This is a genomic window from Streptomyces sp. NBC_01498, from assembly GCF_036327775.1.
In the GTDB taxonomy this organism is placed as follows: Bacteria; Actinomycetota; Actinomycetes; order Streptomycetales; family Streptomycetaceae; genus Streptomyces.
In genome coordinates this window covers 716633-734988 of sequence record NZ_CP109598.1, presented here as the reverse complement: position 1 = coordinate 734988, position 18356 = coordinate 716633, and the positions used below count along the sequence as shown (strand labels likewise).

At 71.0% G+C, this 18356-nt stretch carries 12 protein-coding genes; 6 read left to right on the top strand and 6 right to left on the bottom strand.

Features of this window, described 5'->3' with window-relative positions; genetic code table 11:
• Positions 1-64: 64 nt before the first annotated feature.
• The 4 genes from OG875_RS02750 (at position 65) to OG875_RS02735 (ending at position 4444) form a co-directional block, all read left to right on the top strand.
• The gene (locus OG875_RS02750; protein WP_330172600.1) at positions 65-1306 is read left to right on the top strand and encodes a sugar ABC transporter substrate-binding protein; all 1242 of its coding nucleotides are present in this window, start codon (positions 65-67) and stop codon (positions 1304-1306) included.
• 73 nt (positions 1307-1379) lie between these two features.
• Positions 1380-2570: a carbohydrate ABC transporter permease gene (locus tag OG875_RS02745; RefSeq protein ID WP_330172599.1), complete on the top strand. Its 1191-nt coding sequence runs from the start codon at positions 1380-1382 to the stop codon at positions 2568-2570.
• 53 nt (positions 2571-2623) lie between these two features.
• Positions 2624-3568 carry a carbohydrate ABC transporter permease gene (locus tag OG875_RS02740; protein WP_330172598.1) on the top strand — a complete coding sequence of 315 codons (945 nt, stop codon included), beginning with the start codon at positions 2624-2626 and terminating at the stop codon, positions 3566-3568.
• Between the two features lie 123 nt (positions 3569-3691).
• Positions 3692-4444 (top strand): cupin domain-containing protein, encoded by a 753-nt coding sequence (locus tag OG875_RS02735; RefSeq protein WP_330172597.1) that lies wholly within the window; start codon positions 3692-3694, stop codon positions 4442-4444.
• A gap of 64 nt (positions 4445-4508) precedes the next feature.
• On the opposite strand, the gene OG875_RS02730 is transcribed toward OG875_RS02735, so the two are convergent.
• On the bottom strand, positions 4509-6881 hold the full coding sequence (locus OG875_RS02730; RefSeq protein ID WP_330172596.1) for a discoidin domain-containing protein: 2373 nt from the start codon (positions 6879-6881) through the stop codon (positions 4509-4511).
• Between the two features lie 350 nt (positions 6882-7231).
• On the opposite strand from OG875_RS02730, the gene OG875_RS02725 reads away from it, so the two are divergent.
• Positions 7232-10534 (top strand): family 78 glycoside hydrolase catalytic domain, encoded by a 3303-nt coding sequence (locus tag OG875_RS02725; RefSeq protein WP_330172595.1) that lies wholly within the window; start codon positions 7232-7234, stop codon positions 10532-10534.
• A gap of 66 nt (positions 10535-10600) precedes the next feature.
• Here OG875_RS02725 and OG875_RS02720 read toward each other — a convergent pair whose 3' ends face one another.
• The 5 genes from OG875_RS02720 to OG875_RS02700 all read right to left on the bottom strand — a co-directional run bounded on the left by OG875_RS02720 (position 10601) and on the right by OG875_RS02700 (position 16856).
• Positions 10601-11644: a LacI family DNA-binding transcriptional regulator gene (locus tag OG875_RS02720; RefSeq protein WP_330172594.1), complete on the bottom strand. Its 1044-nt coding sequence runs from the start codon at positions 11642-11644 to the stop codon at positions 10601-10603.
• A 292-nt stretch (positions 11645-11936) separates the two neighbouring features.
• Positions 11937-13028 carry a rhamnose ABC transporter substrate-binding protein gene (gene rhaS, locus OG875_RS02715; RefSeq protein ID WP_330172593.1) on the bottom strand — a complete coding sequence of 364 codons (1092 nt, stop codon included), beginning with the start codon at positions 13026-13028 and terminating at the stop codon, positions 11937-11939.
• Between the two features lie 50 nt (positions 13029-13078).
• A complete protein-coding gene (locus tag OG875_RS02710; RefSeq protein WP_330172592.1) occupies positions 13079-14143 on the bottom strand; it encodes an ABC transporter permease in 1065 nt (354 codons plus the stop codon).
• Complete coding sequence (locus tag OG875_RS02705; RefSeq protein WP_330172591.1) at positions 14140-15237, bottom strand: ABC transporter permease; 1098 nt, start codon at positions 15235-15237, stop codon at positions 14140-14142. Before OG875_RS02705 ends, OG875_RS02710 begins: the two co-directional genes overlap by 4 nt.
• Positions 15234-16856: a sugar ABC transporter ATP-binding protein gene (locus OG875_RS02700; protein WP_330172590.1), complete on the bottom strand. Its 1623-nt coding sequence runs from the start codon at positions 16854-16856 to the stop codon at positions 15234-15236. Before OG875_RS02700 ends, OG875_RS02705 begins: the two co-directional genes overlap by 4 nt.
• A 330-nt stretch (positions 16857-17186) precedes the next feature.
• Between OG875_RS02700 and rhaI the strand changes: the two genes are divergently transcribed.
• A complete protein-coding gene (gene rhaI / locus OG875_RS02695; RefSeq protein ID WP_330172589.1) occupies positions 17187-18356 on the top strand; it encodes an L-rhamnose isomerase in 1170 nt (389 codons plus the stop codon).

Genomic DNA, 18356 nt, shown 5'->3' with positions numbered 1-18356 from the left:
GGCCCACCCGGCCACCGAAACCCCCAACAGCACGTCCGACAGCGACAGCTGGAGAGAGAAGCAGATGAACAAGAACAGAGCCGCAGTCGCCGCCGCCGTGTGCGGCGCGCTCCTGATAACCGGCTGCTCGTCCGACTTCGGCAGCGACAGCAGCGCCGAACAGAAGAGTTCCGGCAAGCAGAAGCTGACCGTGATGATCGGCTCGTCCGGCGACGCCGAGACCAACGCCGTCAAGGCCGCGGCCGACGCCTGGGCGAAGAAGACCGGCAACACGGTCACCGTCGTCCCGGCGCAGAACCTGGAGCAGCAGCTCGGCCAGGCGCTCGCGGGCGGCGCGCCGCCGGACGTCTTCTACGTCGGCTCGTCCGTCTTCGCCAACTACGCCAAGGGCAACTCCCTGTACGCGTACGGCGACAAGCTCAAGGACAAGGAGGACTTCGCCGAGACGCTGCGCAGCTCCTTCTCCTACGAGGACAAGTTCGTCTGCGCCCCGAAGGACAGCTCCACGCTGGGCCTCGCGATCAACACCAAGATGTGGGAGGACGCCGGTCTCACCGAGGCCGACCACCCCAAGACCTGGGACGATCTGGCGGCGGTCGCCAAGAAGCTGACCAAGGGCAAGGTCCACGGCCTGGTCGCCAACGCCAGCTACAACCAGCTCGGCCCCTTCATGAAGCAGGCCGGCGGCTGGATCACCAACGCCGACCAGACCGAGATCACGGCCGACAGTCCCGAGAACGTCGAGGCGCTCACCTATGTGAAGAAGCTGCTGAACGACAAGGTCCTCGCCTTCCCGCCGCAGGTCGACGCGGGCTGGGGCGGTGAGGCGTTCGGTACGCAGAAGGCGGCCATGACCATCGAGGGCAACTGGCTCACCGGTGCGATGACCAACGACTACCCGGACGTCGACTACCAGGTCGTCCCGCTGCCCGAGGGCCCGAAGGGCCGGGGCACACTGTCCTTCAGCACCTGCTGGGGCATCGCCAACAAGAGCGCGCACCACGACGCCGCGGTCTCGCTCGTCGAGGCGTTCACCACCGCCGAGCAGCAGATGGCGTTCGCCGACGCGTACGGTGTGATGCCCTCGCGCACCAGCGCGCTGGCGACGTACGAGGAGAAGCACCCGCAGGACAAGGCGTTCGTGGACGGTTCCGCCTACGCGCAGGGTCCGGTCACCCTTCCCGGCTTCACCAAGGTCCTCCAGCAGCTGGACACGGACCTGGCCGAGCTGGCGACCGCCGACCCCAAGAAGATCCTCGGTGATCTTCAGACCAACGGTGAGCAGATCCTGAAGAGCAACGGCTGACCGGACGGTTACACGTGTAGGACACCCGCCGGGGCGCACGGCCCCGGCGGGTGCGGGAGAAGAGGGAAAGACCATGAGTCAGTACGGCAGCGGCAGCGGCTCCGTCGCGGCGCCGCCCGCCGCCGGAGGAGACGACGGAGGCACCGGGAACACCGGGGGCACCGCCGCCGAGGCCGGGCGCCCGCGCCGGCCCGGCTCCGGCATCAAGGGCCGGCAGGGCATGTGGGGCTGGCTGTTCGTGAGCCCGATGGTGGTGGTGCTCGGACTGTTCCTGCTGCTGCCCATCGGCATGGCCCTGTGGGTCAGCCTGCTGAACTGGAACGGGCAGTCCAACCCGTTCACCGGCGCCGCCGACTTCGTCGGGGCCGACAACTACGCCAAGGTCCTGGGCGAGGACGGTCTCGACCGCACGCTCTTCATGACCTCGGTCCGCAACAACCTCTACTTCGTCCTGCTGGCCGTACCGCTTCAGACGGTCCTCTCCCTCGCCCTCGCCGTGGCCGTCAACAGCCGCCGCGTCAAGGGCAAGAGCCTCTTCCGGACGATCTTCTACTTCCCCTCGGTGACCAGCTCCATCGCCATCTCCACCGTCTTCCTCTTCCTCTTCCAGGGCAGCGGCGCCGTCAACGCGCTGCTGAAGTGGGTCGGGATCACCGGACCCAAGTGGTTCACCGACGCCAACGGCCTGGTCTGGACGGTGCTCGGCGGCCTCGGCATCGTCGACCCCGACAGGCCGACGGCGGCGCTCGCGTCGAACGGCTTCCTCGGACTGTCCTGGTGGGACTGGCTGTCCGGGCCCTCCATCGCGATGTGCACCATCATCGCGCTGATCGTGTGGACCTCCTCAGGCACCTACATGCTGATCTTCCTCGCCGCGCTCCAGGACGTGCCCGCCGAACTGGAGGAGGCGGCCCTGCTGGACGGCGCCAACCGCTGGCAGTCGTTCCGCAACGTCACCCTCCCCGCGCTGCGGCCGGTGATCTTCCTGGTGCTCACCCTCGGGCTGATCGGCAGCTGGCAGATCTTCGACGCCGTGTACGTGATGAGCCAGGGCGCCCCGGGCAACACCACCCTCACCCCGGCCTTCCTCTCCTACACCGCGGGATTCCAGGACTCCGAATACGGCCGCGCCGCATCCATCGCCTTCATCCTGCTGGCGATCATCATGGTGATGACCCTGATCCAGCGTGTCCTGCTGCGCGACCGGGACAAGCCGGTCAAGCCGGGCAGGCGCTTCGGGGCCATACGCCGGAGGGCTTCATGAGTACGACACCGGCGAACCCGAACCCGAACCCGACTGCGGCCATAAGCGCGACCGTGACCGTGACCGCGGACCCGACCGCGGACTCCCCGGCTGCCTGGGCGCCCCGCGCCCCCGCGGCCACTCCCGCCGGGCCGCGCGTCCCGGGCGGCAACGGCCGGCGGGCCCTGCTCGCCGTGCTCTATCTGCTGCTCACCGTGGTCGGCCTGCTGTACCTGATGCCGTTCGTCGTGCAGATCGTGACGTCGTTCAAGACCGACCCCGACGCGGCGTCGAACCCCTTGTCGCTGCTGCCGAACCCGTTCTCGCTGGACTCCTACCGGCGGCTGTTCGGACTCGGGAACGTCTCCGACGCCGTACCGTTCAGCACCTGGCTGGGCAACTCGGTCCTCGTCACGCTGTTCATCACGGCGGGCCGGGTCTTCTTCGACTCGCTGGCCGGCTACGCGCTGGCCCGGCTCGACTTCCGGGGGCGCAACTTCCTCTTCAGCGCGCTGCTGACGGTGATGTCGGTGCCCGGCGTGGTGCTGCTGATCCCGAAGTTCCTCGTCCTCAACCAGCTCGGCATCTTCGACACGTACGTCGGCATGATCATCCCTCTGATGGTCGACGCGGCGGGTGTCTTCATCATGCGGCAGTTCTTCCTCTCCATCCCGAGGGAGGTGGAGGAGGCCGCCAGGATCGACGGCGCCAGTGTCTTCCGCACCTTCTGGTCGGTGGTGCTGCCGATGGCCAAGCCCGCCCTGATCACCCTGACGATCCTCTCCTTCCAGGGCTCCTGGAACGAGTTCACGCACTTCCTGGTGGCGACCCAGTCGCCGCAGTACCAGACCCTGACGACGGGCCTCGCGTCCTTCGTCTCGGGCAGTCTGAGCAGCGGGACGCAGTATCCGCTCAAGCTGACGGCGGCCCTGCTGGCGACCCTTCCGGTCGCGGCGCTCTTCTTCGCCTTCCAGCGGCACTTCATGCGCAGCGCCAACTCCGGTGCGATCAAGGGGTAGTCACGGTCCGGCGCCGTGCGCCCCCGGTCCCGTTGACACGGGATCGGGGGCGCCTCTACGTTCGGGTCCGCACCCGGAAGAAAGCGCTTGCTGCGCCGTATCCGCGCCCGAGGGGGAGTACCGATGACGTCCCGCACCGGACCGTCCACCGACAGCGGCACCGGTGAGGGGTTCGCCGGACTGCCCGGCGCCGTCGCCGTCTCGCACCTGACCGTGTACGACTGGGAGGCCGCCGACGGGCTGCGCGGCGGCACCCCGCATCTTCATCTGACCTGCTCGGAGGGGTACGCGGTGACCGCCGGGCGCGGCGCCGTGCAGACCCTTGCCACCGAGGGTTTCGCGAGTACGCCGCTGGAGCCGGGCGCCCTGGTCTGGTTCACCCCGGGCACCGTCCACCGGCTCGTCAACGAGGGCGGTCTGCGGCTCGTCGTCCTGATGCAGAACAACGGACTGCCCGAGGCCGGGGACGCCGTGCTCACCCTGCCGCCGGAGCATCTGGCCGACCCGGAGACGTACGCGCGTGCCGTACGGATTCCCGAGGGCGCCGAGGCGGAGCGGGAGGCGTTCGCCCGGAGCCGGCGGGACCTGGCCGTGGAGGGGTTCACGACGCTGCGCGCGGCGTGGGACGCCGGGGACGGGAAGCCGCTGCTGGACTTCCACCGGGCGGCGGGCGCCCTGGTGCGGTCGAGGCTGGCGGACTGGCGGGCGCGCTGGGAGGCGGGCGCCGCGCGGGCCGCGCGGGAGACCGGGGTTCAGCTCGGCCGGCTCGCCGAGGGGGACGTGTCGCATCTGGCCGACGCGCGGACACGGTCCCGACTGCCGCACGCGCGCGGGGTGTTCGGGATGTGCGGGCGGCTCGACACGTACGTGGTGTGAACCCCGTACGCGGGGCGGTGCGCCGTCCCGGTCCGGCCGGCCGGCGCACCGCCCCCGCGCGGGGTCAGTCGTTGTAGACCTCCAGTTCGGAGAGCTGGGCGGCCGGCCAGCCGGTGTTGCCGGTGACGGTCACCCGGACGTAACGGGTCGCCGTCCCGGGCAGGATGACGGTGGCCGTGTTGCCGCTCGACGGGTTGAACGTGACGCCCGCCGACGGCTTGAGCGTGCTGTACGCGGAGTTGTCGGTGCTGCCCGAGACACTGAGGGTCTGGGTGCGCGTCGCCCACGCCGAGGCCGGCGGCAGCTTCAGCACCAGCCGGTCGACGTTCTTCGCCGCGCCCAGGTCCACGGTGATGGACTGCGGGAAGGCGTTGTTGGTGCTCTCCCAGTAGGAGTTCGCGTTGCCGTCGACGGCGTTGCCGGGACCGTACGTCTGCGCCTGCCCGGTCGCGGTGACCGGGCGGCCCTGCGCGAGGTTGCCCTCGTCACCGGGCTCCTCCGGCTCCCCGGGCTCCTCCGGCTCCTCCGGTCCGGGGCCGCCGCCGGGCACACCGCCGTTGGTCCACTGCGGCGCCGGCCATACGCCGGTGCAGGCGGGCGGGTTGGAGTACCAGCCGGAGTTGCCGCTGCCGACCTGGGTGATCTGGAATCCCGCGCCCACACAGTTGTGGATCTTGTTGGACTGGGCGATGTTGGTGGCCTTGACGTTCTCGAAGGTCGCCCGGCCCGGTGCCTGGATCTGGAGCGCGTAGGTGCCCGCGCCGTCGATCTTGACGTTCTTGAAGTTCAGCCCGTTCGTCGCGCCCTCGATCAGATGGATCGCGGCGTAGGAGCTGTCGAGGATCTCGGTGTCGGTGATGTTGATCGTGGCGTTGTTGATCGGTTCGTTGAGCCCGCTGAACCACACCGCGCCGACGCCGAACTGCCAGTTGAAGTCGTTGTTCCCGGCCCGGATCAGGGTGTTGCGCGCGGCGGTGTGGGTGCCGGAGACCGCCGTGCCCTGGCCCGAGTTGACGCCCGGGTAACGGTTGGCGATGTGCAGCCCGCCGCCGTTGGTGATGGTGTCCGACATGACGTTGTCGGAGATGGTGATGTCCTTGCCGCCGTACGTGACGATGTTGTTCGCCAGGATCGGCAGGATCACCGTGTTGAACGTGAACTTGTTGTTCACGTTCGGGATGTTCTCCGCCCACATGGCCAGACCGTCGTCACCGGTGTTGCGCACGAAGGTGTTGGTGACGGTGGAGTTGGTGACGCCGTAGTGGAAGTTCACGCCGTCGGCCGTCTGGTCCAGGATGCGGCTGTTCTTGATGGTGAGGTTGTTCATCGGACCGTCCACCCAGACACCGCACTTGGTGTGCTGCATCCAGATGTTGTCGATGACCGAGTTGGACAGCGCGCCACCGATCGCGTTGACCTGGTCGTTGTCCACCCGCTCCCGGATGTCGCCGATGATGGCGAAGTCCTTGAGGGTGACATCGCTGCTGCCGCCCTGGTTGGCGTACTTGCCGTAGACGCCCACCGCCTTGCTGCGGTCCGTGGGGTGACGGCCCTTCAGCACGCTGTACCAGGGGCCGGCTCCGGCGAGCGTGACCTTGTCGACCACGATGTGGTCGCGGATCTCGTAGCTGCCCTGCGGAATGTAGACCGTACGGTTCTGCGCCTGCCCGGCGGCCACCGCCGCCTGGAACTTGGCGGTGGAGTCGGCGGCACCGGTCGGGTCGGCCCCGAAGTCGGTCACCACGTCGAGCGCCCCGGAGGGCTTCGCCTTCGGCGCCTCGACCTGCTCGAAGTCGGCGAGGTCGATGGTGAACGTCGGCGACTGCGCGGTGGACGACACCTGGAGCCGGACCTTGGTTCCGGTCGCCAGGGTCGAGCCGAACATGGTGCGCGTCTCGTCGTAGAAGTGGTGCGGGTTGGTGTCGCCCGGGTTGTTGTTGAACGGGTAACCGCCGTAGTACCAGCCGTACTTGGAGGTCACGGGTACGTTCTTGAGCTGGTTGCCGTTGACCCGTACGTCGATCCCGGCGTCCCGGCCGGTTCCCGCGGGGTTGTCGGGCAGCGAGTAGCGGAAGGTCATGGCGTTGGCCGGCTTGGTGAGGGTGAACTCCACGTACTCACCGACCGCGTCGAGCGTCACGGCCTGCCGTCCGGAAGCCTCCGAGGGGAGCGTTCCGTACAGCCGGTTGGGGCCGATCAGGGTGCCGTTGGTGGCGGCGTACTCGGCCTCGTGCTCCACGAAGGGCACGGTGGCGCCCCGGCCGGGGACACCGATGGGGGAGGGGGCGGGGACTCCGGCGGCCATGGCCGCCGGAGCGGCGGACACGACGACGGCGACGGCCGTGCCGGCCACCGCCGTCGCGAGGGCCAGGGTGGCGGAGAGGGAGGCGGACACACCGCGGCGGAACAGGCGGCGGTGTCTTGGGGGAGGTGTCACAGACATACGTCCTTGCGGCTCGTGGGGACTCTGCGGACGCGAAAAGGCTAGAAGTGGTTCCGCAGGAAGTCTATGAATCTGCGCAAGAAATGAATGTTCGGCAAGAAATACCAAGCAGTCCACATCGAAGAATTGCGTTGAAATGGCGTCAAGTTGGTCGCGGTGCCGTTGACGTCTCCCGTCAACTCCGGTGATCGCTGGGCCTCTTGAGGGAGTCGCCGACCCTTCCCCGGACGCAAGAATCCTTCCGATCGCAGCAAGTGCCGGATCTGTGCCACCGTTCCGCGCACGCCCCTCGCGCCCCTCTTGTGAGCCCTCGGGGATCGGCCCTACGATTCTTCGCACGGGGCATGAAACGATTCAATCAAAGGGGCGCGCGCATGGGCATGGGCTGGACTCGCAGAGGTCTCCTGGGCACCTCCCTGGTGGGCGCGGGCACCGGAATCGTCTCGCTCGCCGGGAGCCCGGCCGCCTCGGCCGCCACCCCCGAGGAGGGGCCCGCGCGCGGCGGCGCCCGGGGGCTGCGGGTCGTCACCACGACCGTCGAGTACGCGCGGTACCTCCTCGGCACCGACGACCCCACCCCGCTCCTCTCCTGGGAGTCGGCGGCCGACGGCCACGGCGCCGGGCAGCGCGCGTACCAGCTCAGAGCCGCCACCGACCCCCGGGACCTCGCACGCGGACGCCGGCTCCTGTGGGACACCGGGAGGACGGACTCCGCCCGCAGCGTCGCCGTCCCCTACGGCGGGCCCGCGCTGCCGCCCCGTACCCGCTGCCACTGGCAGGTCCGCGTCTGGGACACCTCCGGCCGGGTCTCGGACTGGAGCCCGGCCGGCTGGTGGGAGACCGCACTCGGCGACGAACGCTGGGGCGCCACCTGGATCGGCGCCGACGCCCCCGCCGACCCGCTGACCCCCGACGGCGCCGCCTGGATCTGGTCCGAGGGCGCCACCACGGGCGGCGCCCCCACCGGGCCCCGCTGGTTCCGCGCCGCACTCGACCTCCCGGCCGGCGCGACCGTCGCGCACGCGGCCCTCGTCGCCACCGCCGACGACGACTTCACCCTCCACCTCGACGGCGCCGAGGCCGCGCACGCCCCGGAACAGACGGACGGCTGGCGCACCGGCAGGACCGCCGACGTCACCGACGCCGTGAAGGCGGCCGGGCGCCGTATCGTCCTCGCCGCCGTCGCCACCAATCGCGGCGGCGCCTCCGTCAACCCGGCCGGACTCCTCGTCCGCCTCGTCGTCGCGACCGCCGACGGCGGGAGCCACGAACTGCGCACCGACGGCCGCTGGCTGACCTCCGGCACCGAACAACAGGGCTGGCGGGAAAGCGACTTCGACGACAGCGGCTGGACACCCGCCACCGTCCTCGCCCCCTACGGCCAGGGCCCCTGGGGCGACGGCGTGTCCGTCTCCGCGCCCGAGGCGCCCGCGCCCCTGCTGCGCCGCGAGTTCACCGTACCGAAACCCGTCACCCGAGCCCGCCTCTACCTCACCGGACTCGCCTACTACGTCGCCGAGTTGAACGGCGAGCGGATCGGCGAACAGGTCCTCGACCCCGGCTTCACCGACTACGACGAGACCGTCCTGTACGCCGTGCACGACGTGACGTCCCTGCTGCGCCGGGGTGACAACGCCCTCGGCGTCACCCTCGGCCGCGGCTTCTACGGCATGACCACCCCCAACGTGTGGAACTGGCACCGGCCCCCGTGGCACGGCGAACCACGCCTGCTGTGCCGGCTGGAGGCCGACCACCCCGACGGCTCCCGCACCACCGTCGTCTCCGACGCCGACTGGCGCATGACCGAGGGCCCCACCCTCACCAACTCCCTCTACGCCGGGGAGACGTACGACGCGCGACGCGCCCCCGACGGCTGGACCCGGCCCGGTTTCGACGACCGCGACTGGCGTGCCGCGCGCGCCCAGCCGGCGCCCAGGGGCGCCCTGCGCGCCCAGCCGCACGACCCCATCGAGATCATCGACACCGTCACCCCCACCGGCATCAGTGAACTGCGCCCCGGTGTCTATGTGGTCGACATGGGCCGCACCACCGCCGGCTGGACCCGGCTGACCGTCGAAGCCCCCGCCGGCACGACGGTCTCCCTCACCCACGGCGAGAAACTCAAGGACGACGGCAGCGTCCACGCCGAGACCGGCCACGTCCCCGGCCGCTTCCAGCGCGACGAGTACATCTGCGCGGGCGGCACGGAACCCGAGGTCTGGGAACCGTCGTTCTCCTACAAGGGCTTCCGCTACGTCCAGATCGAGGGCCTGCCCGCCCGCCCCGCGCCCGCCGACGTACTCGGCCGCACCGTCCACACCCCGGTCGACGAGGTCAGCTCGTTCGCCTGCTCCGAGCCGTTCTACGAACAACTCGACCGCGCCATGCGCCGCACCCTCCTCAACAACCTGCACGGCATCCCCACCGACACCCCCATGTACGAGAAGAACGGCTGGACCGGCGACGCCCAGCTCGGCGCGCCCACCCTCGCCTACGCGTTCGGCGTCCACCGCTTCCTCGCCAAGTGGCTGGACGACCTGAGGGACAGTCAGAACCCGGACGGGCAGCTGCCGGTGATCGTCCCCAGCGGCGGCTGGGGCTACGGCGACCTCGGCCCGTCACCGGAGTGGACCACCGTCTACCCGTTCCTGGTCCGCGAGATGTACCGGGTGTACGGCGACGACCGGATCGCCCGGCGCCACTGGCCGGTGCTGACCCGCTATCTGGACTGGGAGCTGGACCGATTGGTGGACGGTCTCGCCGTCACCGCCCTCGGCGACTACCTGCCGCCCGGCTACGGCGGCAACCCGCCCGAGGACACCCGGCTCACCGCCACCGCCTATCTGCACCGCGCCCTGGTCGCCACCGCCGAGATGGGACACCTCATCGGCCACGACGACACGGCGCGGCGCTACCGCACGGCGGCCGACGGACTCAAGGACGCCCTCAACGCCACGTTCCTGGGCGACGCCGGGCACTACCGCACGGCGAAGGACCCCGGCTACCGGCAGACCTCCAACGCGATCCCGCTCGCCTTCGGCCTGGTCCCCGCCGGAGCCCGCGCCTCCGTCGTGGACAGCCTCGTCGCCGACATCACCGCACGCGGCAACCACCTCAACACCGGCGCCCTCGGCACCAGCGTCCTGCTGCGCGTCCTGTGCGCCCACGGCCACCCGGACATCGCCCACGCGGTCGCCACCCAGCGCACGTACCCGAGCTGGGGCCACTGGTTCGCCAACGGCGCCGACACCATGTGGGAGATGTGGCAGCTCGACTCCCGCTCCCGCGACCACTACTTCCAGGGCACCGTCGCCCAGTGGCTGTACGAGAACGTCGCGGGCCTGCGCCCCGGCGACGACGGCTACCGCACCTTCACCGTCCGCCCCGACGCCCGCACCGGCGTCAACTGGGCCCGTACGTCCATCCGTACGGTGCGGGGGACGGCCTCCGTCGACTGGTCCGGGGTCGGCCGTGACCTGCGGCTGACGGTGGGCGTGCCGGTCGGGTCCGACGCCGAGATCCACGTGCCCGCCGGACCCGGCGACACGGTGACCGCGCCCAAGGGCACCACCTTCGTCCGCACCGAGCCCGGCTTCCAGGTCCACCGCGCCGGACACGGCACCTGGGACTTCGTCAGCCGGTCCTGACCGCCCGGGACGGGGCCCGGACCGCCACGCACCTCATCGGTCCGGGCCCCGCCGCGCACCGGCATGTCACACGCGAGACCCGTGACCGCCCGCCGAACGCGGCATCGAGGACTCCCGCACCACCAACTCCGGCTGGAGAACGATCCGTTGATGCCGGTGCCCGGCCGCCGACTCACCGGTCTCCTCGATCAGCAACTCCGCCGCCAGCTGCCCCATCCGCGCCGCCGGCTGACGCACCGACGTGAGCGGCACGGCGGCGGCCGACGCGAACTCGATGTCGTCGTACCCCACGAGCGCCATCTCGTCCGGCACGGCCACCCCCGCCCCGTACATCGACTGGAGCACCCCCAGCGCCAGCAGATCGTTCGCACAGAACACCGCGCTCGGCCGGCTGTGCAGCCCCAGCAGCCGCGCCCCGGAGTCCCGCCCCGCCGGCACGTCCAGCCGCGCCGCCTCCACCACCCGCAGCCGGTCGGCCGGCAGCCCGGCCTCCTCCAGCGCCAGCAGCGCGCCCGCCCGCCGGTCCCGGCACTGCGCCAGCTGAAGCGGCCCCGACACGTACGCGATGTCGGTGTGCCCCTGCGCCAGCAGATGCCGCACGGCCAGCGCCCCGCCCGTCACGTCGTCCACCGACACCGAACAGCCCTCGGTGCTCGGCACCACCCGGTCCACGAACACGAACGGGATGTCCTGCCGCCGGAAGCTCTCCAGATTGCGGCCCGTCCCGTCGGCCGGGGTGATCAGCACCCCGCGCACCCGCTGCTCACTGAACAGCCCCAGATACACGGCCTCCTCGCTGCTGCTCTGCGCGCTGTTGCAGAGCATCACGCCCAGCCCCGACACCCGCGCCACGCGCTCGGCACCGGTCGCCACGTCCACGAAGAACGGGTTGGCCATGTCCAGCACCAGCAGCGCGATGATGCGGCTGCGCCCCGCCCGCAGATGGCGGGCCGACTCGCTCCGTACGTAGCCCAGCCGCTCGATGGTGGACAGCACCCTCGCCCGTGTCTCCTCGGCGACGGAGTCCGGCCGGTTGATCACGTTCGACACCGTGCCGACCGAGACGCCCGCCACCCGCGCGACGTCCTTGATACCCACCGATTGCGCCATCAGTCCATGACCTCCACCCGCTCCAGACCCCTCGGACCGCCCGGTGCGCGCGGCTCCGGAACGATGTCGCCGGTGGCGGGCGTCCGGGGTGTGCCCCACTCCGCCCGCACTCCGTGTGCCGGTGCGAGCGCCCGGGGCGCGGCCGGGGGCGACACGCGGGACGGTGTCGCCGATCGCCGGCAGCGGGCCTGCGCCCACTTTACCCACCGGGGCGCGCCGCCCGTGGCGACCGCCCCCGGACCGGCCGTGTCCCGCCGCCGGCGTCGTCGCGGGCCGCGCGCGGCCGGCGGCCTCAGAAGTCGAAGTCGCCGATGTTCTTCGCGTCGAACACCGTCGGCGGGCCGAGGATGACCTCGCCGTCCTTGCCGACCGTGTACTCGCCCAGCTCACCGGCCTGGAACGTCTCGCCCTCGGCCCCGGTGATCTGCCCGGACGCCAGCGCCGCCGCCGCGTACGTACCGAGGTGGCCGAGCTTCTTCGGGTCCCACAGCGAGAACTGTTCGAGGGTGCCGTTCTCGATGTACGCGCGCATCTGGTTGGGCGTGCCCAGACCGTTCAGGACGACCTTGCCCTTGTAGGCCGAGCCGCCGATGTAGCGGGCCGCCGCCGCGATGCCGACCGTCGTCGGCGAGATGATCCCCTTGAGATCCGGATACGCCTTCAGCAGCCCCTGCGTCTCCTGGAACGACTTCTGGTCCTGGTCGTCGCCGTACGCGACCTTCACCAGCTTCATGTCCCGGTACGCGGGCTTCGTCAGCTCGTCCTTCATGAACTCGATCCAGGTGTTCTGGTTCGTCGCGTTCTGCGTCGCCGACAGGATGGCGATCTCGCCCTTGTTGCCGAGCTGCGCGGCGATGTTGCGGACCTGGCTGCGGCCGATCTCCTCGGAGCTGGCCTGGTTGATGAACAGCTGCCGGCAGTCCTTCGCGGTGTCGGAGTCGTACGCCACCACCTTGATGTCCTGCCGCATCGCCTGCTTCAGCGGGCCGCACACCGCGTGGGGGTCGTTCGCCGCGATGAGGATCGCGTCCTGCCGCTGCTGGATCAGGGTGTTGATGTACGACACCTGGGACGACGCCTTCGCGTTGGAGGGCCCGACCTCCTTGCCGGTGGCGCCGATCTCCCGGGCGGCGGCGATACCCGCGTCGTCCACGATCTTCTCGTACGGGTTGTTGATCTGCTTGGGCAGGAAGGCGATCTTCAGACCCTTCTTCAGCGGGGCGTCCGGATTCGCCCTGGCCCCGGCCGACTTGGCGGGGGAGTCGTCCTTGACGGAGTCCTTGGTGGTGCCCGAGCAGCCGGACACGGCGAGCGTCAGGGCACAGAGCAGCGCGGCGGACGCGGTGGCGGACGCACCGCTTCGGGTACGGGCCTGTGACGGCATGGCGGGTGCCTTTCGGGAGTGTCGGTCGGGGTCGGGGGCGCGATCGGGTGTCAGGGCGCGGCGGAGACCGGGACGGACTCCTCGGCCGCCGTGCGCCGGTGCCGGCGTTCGGCGACCACCGCCACGATCCGGGGGGTCAGCACGGAGGCGACCAGCAGCAGACCGGTCACGATCACCTGGATCTCGTTGGAGATGTCGTTGAGGGTGAGCAGATTGGTGAGGAGCCCGATCAGCAGCACACCCGCGACGGCGCCGCCGAGCGTGCCCTTGCCGCCGTCGAAGTCGACGCCGCCGAGCAGCACCGAGGCGATGACGACCAGTTCCAGACCGAGCCCGTTGTCGGCGCGTGCGCTGCCGTAGCGCAGCGTGTAGACGATCCCGGCGAACGACGCGACGAGACCGGACACCACGAACAGCGCCAGCTTCAGCCGCTTGACCCGGATGCCCGCGAACCACGCGGCGTCCTCCTGCGCGCCGATCGCGAACAGCGAGCGGCCGAGACCCGTGCGGTGCAGCACGACCGCCGTACCGACGGCGAGCACCGCGAACAGCCCGACCGGATACGGGACGAACGTGCCGGGCACCGTCTCCGTGTACGCCGCGTACCGCGCGTACGCCTCCGGGAAACCGGCCACCGCCTCGTCCCCGAGGATCACCGATGCCAGCCCCCGGTAGAGGGTGAGCGTGCCGATGGTGACGGCCAGCGCGGGCAGCCCGACCCGGGTGACGAGCCAGCCGTTCAGCAGGCCGCCGACCGCGCCCGTCAACAGGCAGAGGGGCACGATGAGTTCGAAGGCGAAGCCCGCCTGCCAGAGCGAGCCCGCGAGCGCGCTGGACAGCCCCAGCATCGAGGCCACCGAGAGGTCGACCTGTCCGGCGACGACCAGCAGCGTCATCGGGAGGGCGATCAGCGCGATCTCCGAGATGTCGCCGAGCGCCGCGGACAGGTTGGCGGTGGTCGCGAACCCTCCGGTGCTGCCGGCGCCCGCGAGGAAGACCGCGATCAGCAGAATGCCGACGGCCGTGTCCCAGCGCAGATACCGGGTCGGTGAGGCCGCCCCCGTCGACCCGGTCGCCGGGGGTGTCGTGGTCGGGGGTGTTGCCGCGGTTGTCATCGTCGGCCCCTCTTCCTGAGCGCGCTGGTCGTCCGCACCTGGAGGACACGGTCGGTGGTGAGGGCGGCGAGCAGCAGGATCCCGGTGAGGGCCTGCTGCCAGAAGGAGTCCACCTTGAGGACGACCAGGGCGCTGCCGATGGTGGTCAGCAGCAGCGCGCCCAGCGCCGCGCCCCAGACGGTGCCCGTACCGCCCGTGATGGCGACACCGCCGACGACCACGGCGCTGACGACGGTCAGCTCCCAGCCGTTGGCCGCGTCCGCGACGACGGTGCCGAACCGGGCCAGCCACAGCGCCCCGGCGAAGCCCGCGACCGCGCCGGAGAAGGCGTACGCGGCCAGGATCCGGCGCCGTACGGGAATGCCCGCCAGCCGCGCGGCCTCCGGGCTCGACCCGATCGCGTACAGCTCACGTCCGGCGCGGTAGGTACGCAGGAAGTAGCCGGTCGCGGCGAGCACGGCGGCCGAGATCAGCGGCAGGTACGGGATCCCGAGGACGCTGCCGGAGCCGAGGGAGAGGACCCCGTCGGGGAGGTCGACGGCGCTGATCTGCTCGCCGTGCGCCCAGGCGTGGTCGACGCCCTGGATGATGTAGAGCATCCCGAGCGTCACCACCAGCGCGGGCACCCGGCCGAAGCTGACCAGCGCGCCGCTGACCAGCCCGCACAGGGTGCCGAGCCCGATGCCCAGCAGGACGACGGTGAGCGGGCCGTGGTCGGTGCCGGAGACGAAGTGGCCGCAGGCGAAGGCGGTGAGACCGACCACCGAGCCGACCGACAGGTCGATGTTGCGGGTCAGCACGACGACGGACTGGCCGACGGCGAGCAGGACCAGGATCGAGGAGTTGAGGAGCAGGTCCTTGACGCCCTGGTCGTCCAGGAAGCCGGGGTTGGCGAGCCAGGTGGCGAGGATCAGCAGCGCCAGCGCGCCGCCGATCGCGATCTCCCGCGCCCGGAGGACGGCGTCCACCAGGGAACGGGCCGACCGGGCCTCCGGGGCCCCGGGGGCGCCGTGGCTCTCCGGGGAGTCCGCGTTCTTCGCGCTGTTGGCGTTCTCCGGGTTCTCCGGGGCGGGTTTGTCGAGGGCGGTGGTCATGGCGTCGGCTCCTTCGCCGCCGTGCGTCCGGTGTCCGCGGTGGACCCGGTCACCGTCGTCGGTGGTACGGAGGCCGGGTCGGGAGCCGGATCCGGGGCGCGGCCGGTGGCGGCGGCCATCACCGTCTCCTCCGTCGCCCGGCCGCGAGGGATCTCGGCGGTCAGCCGCCCCTCGTGCATCACCAGAATCCGGTCGGCCATGCGCAGCACCTCGGGGAGGTCGGACGACACCATCAGCACGGCGAGCCCGTCGGCGGCCAGCGACGACAGGAGACGGTGGACCTCGGCCTTCGTCCCCACGTCGATCCCGCGTGTGGGCTCGTCCACGATCAGCACGGCCGGATCGGTGGCCAGCCACTTGGCGAGGACGACCTTCTGCTGGTTGCCGCCGGACAGCACGGACACCGGATCGGTGAGCCTGCCGTACTTCAGCCGCAGCCGCACCGCCCAGTCGGCGGCCCGCCCGTGTTCCAGCGCCCGGCTGACCAGCCCGCGCCGGCGTACCCGCCGCAGCCCCGTCAACGCGATGTTGCGCTCGATGGACATCCCCATCACCAGCCCGCGCAGCCGCCGGTCCTCGGGAACCAGCGCCAGCCCGGCCGCCATCGCGGCCGTCGGTGAACCGGCCCGCAGCACCCGGCCGTCGACCCGCACCTCGCCCGCGTCCGCCTGGTCCACCCCGAAGACCGCCTGCGCGACCTCGCTGCGCCCGGCGCCCACGAGTCCGGCCAGCGCGACGATCTCACCGCGCCGCACCTCGAACGACACGTCCCGGAACACCCCTTCGCGGGTCAGCCTGCGTACGGACAGCGCTGTCGCGCCGGGCTCCGCCGCCGCCTTGGGATACAGGTCGTCCAGATCCCGCCCGACCATGCGCCGCACCAGGTCGTCCTCGGTGAGCCCGTCGAGCGGTTCGGAGGCGACGAGCCGGCCGTCGCGCAGGGTGGTGACGTGCGAGCAGAGGCCGAAGATCTCCTCCAGCCGGTGCGAGACGAACAGCACGGCGGCGCCTTCCGCGCGCAGCGCCCGTACGACGGAGAACAGCCGGGCGGTCTCGCCGCCGGTCAGCGCCGCCGTGGGCTCGTCCATGATCAGGACACGCGCGTCGAAGGAGAGCGCCTTGGCGATCTCGACGATCTGCTGGTCGGCGATGGACAGTCCGCGCGCGGGCCGCCGCGGATCGAGGGCGACCCCGAGTCTGTCCAGCAGGGCGGCGGTCGCGCGGTGCACGGCCCGGTGGTCGATGCGCCCGGCCGAACGGCGCGGCTGACGGCCCATGAAGATGTTCTCGGCGACGGAGAGATCGGGGAACAGCGTCGGTTCCTGGTAGATCACCGCGATCCCGGCGTCCCGGGCGTCGGCGGGGCCGTGGAAGACGACGGGTTCGCCCGCGAGCAGCAACAGGCCCTCGTCGGGGCGGTGGACCCCGGCGAGTGTCTTGATGAGCGTGGACTTGCCCGCGCCGTTCTCACCGGCCAGGGCGTGGATCTCACCGGACCGCAGCTCCAGCGAGACGTCGTGCAGGGCCCGTACGGCTCCGAAGGACTTGGCGACGCCCCTCAGCGCGAGGACAGGGGCCGGCGCCGGGACGGGGGCCGGGCCCTGGTCGGGCTTTTCCATGACGGGCTCCTCGGCGGGGCTGGGGCTGGCATGGTCAGTCGCGTTCAGTCAGGTCAGTTGGCGCATGAAAGGATTCAACTTTCCCGGAAGCTAGACGGGCCACAGGCTTCGCGTCAATGGGCGTGCACCGGAAACCCTCGTCTTTACGGTGTGAAGGGCGTGTCGGCGCGCGGGAGTCGGGCCGCACCCTTGACAGTCCGATCCGCCCGGCTCATCATCGCCGATGATGAATCGATTCATGCACGGTGTCCGTGCCTCTGCCGATGCCGGTCACCGGGGCCCGCGCGTGTGCCCGTGTCCGCGTCCGTCCGCCGAATGGAGCGTTGCGAGATGACGAGCCGACCCGACATCTCCGCCGTGAAGGCGGCCCTCAGGACACAGGCCGTGGAGACCCCGTCCTGGGCGTACGGCAACAGCGGGACCCGGTTCAAGGTCTTCGCCCGGCCCGGCGTCCCCCGGACGCCCGAGGAGAAACTGGACGACGCGGCCCGCGTCCACGCCCACACCGGCGTCGCGCCCACCGTCGCGCTCCACATCCCCTGGGACCGGGTGAAGGACTACGGCGCCCTGGCCGCGTACGCCCGCGAGCGCGGCGTGGGGCTCGGCACGATCAACGCCAACGTCTTCCAGGACGACGACTACAAGCTCGGCAGCGTCTGCCACCCGGACGCGGCGGTGCGCCGCAAGGCACTGGGGCACCTGATGGAGTGCGTCGACATCATGGACGCGACGGGGTCGCGCGATCTCAAGCTCTGGTTCTCCGACGGCACCAACTACCCCGGCCAGGACGACCTCCGCGCCCGCCAGGACCGTCTCTCCGAGGCGCTGGCGGCGGTGTACGAACGGCTCGGCGACGACCAGCGGATGCTGCTGGAGTACAAGCTGTTCGAGCCCGCCTTCTACGCCACCGACGTCCCCGACTGGGGCACGGCCTACGTCCACTGCCTGCGCCTCGGCGACAAGGCACGGGTCGTGGTGGACACCGGCCACCACGCGCCGGGCACGAACATCGAGTTCATCGTGGCGATGCTGCTGCGGGAGGGGAAGCTCGGCGGCTTCGACTTCAACTCCCGCTTCTACGCGGACGACGACCTGATGGCGGGCGCCGCCGACCCGTTCCAGCTCTTCCGGATCATGTACGAGGTGATCCGGGGCGGCGGCCTCACCCCGGACGTCGCCTTCATGCTCGACCAGTGCCACAACATCGAGGAGAAGGTCCCGGCGGTCGTCCGCTCGGTGATGAACGTCCAGGAGGCGACGGCGAAGGCCCTCCTGGTCGACGCCGACGCCCTGTCGGCCGCCCAGCGCGACGGCGACGTCCTGGCGGCGAACGCGGCCCTGATGGACGCGTACGACACGGACGTACGCCCCCTGGTGGCCGAGGTCCGCGAGGAACTGGGCGCGGACGCGGACCCGGTGGCAGCGTACCACGCCTCGGGATACGGGAAGCGGATCGTGGCGGAACGGGTGGGCGGGGAGCAGGCGGGGTGGGGCGCGTAA

Excerpts from the sequence above, each read along its gene's own strand:
- OG875_RS02750 (WP_330172600.1), top strand. The coding sequence starts at position 65 with ATGAACAAGAACAGAGCCGCAGTCGCCGCCGCCGTGTGCGGCGCGCTC.
- OG875_RS02745 (WP_330172599.1), top strand. The coding sequence starts at position 1,380 with ATGAGTCAGTACGGCAGCGGCAGCGGCTCCGTCGCGGCGCCGCCCGCC.
- OG875_RS02735 (WP_330172597.1), top strand. The coding sequence starts at position 3,692 with ATGACGTCCCGCACCGGACCGTCCACCGACAGCGGCACCGGTGAGGGG.
- OG875_RS02725 (WP_330172595.1), top strand. The coding sequence starts at position 7,232 with ATGAAACGATTCAATCAAAGGGGCGCGCGCATGGGCATGGGCTGGACT.
- OG875_RS02720 (WP_330172594.1), bottom strand. The coding sequence starts at position 11,644 with ATGGCGCAATCGGTGGGTATCAAGGACGTCGCGCGGGTGGCGGGCGTC.
- rhaS (WP_330172593.1), bottom strand. The coding sequence starts at position 13,028 with ATGCCGTCACAGGCCCGTACCCGAAGCGGTGCGTCCGCCACCGCGTCC.
- OG875_RS02710 (WP_330172592.1), bottom strand. The coding sequence starts at position 14,143 with ATGACAACCGCGGCAACACCCCCGACCACGACACCCCCGGCGACCGGG.
- OG875_RS02705 (WP_330172591.1), bottom strand. The coding sequence starts at position 15,237 with ATGACCACCGCCCTCGACAAACCCGCCCCGGAGAACCCGGAGAACGCC.
- OG875_RS02700 (WP_330172590.1), bottom strand. The coding sequence starts at position 16,856 with ATGGAAAAGCCCGACCAGGGCCCGGCCCCCGTCCCGGCGCCGGCCCCT.
- rhaI (WP_330172589.1), top strand. The coding sequence starts at position 17,187 with ATGACGAGCCGACCCGACATCTCCGCCGTGAAGGCGGCCCTCAGGACA.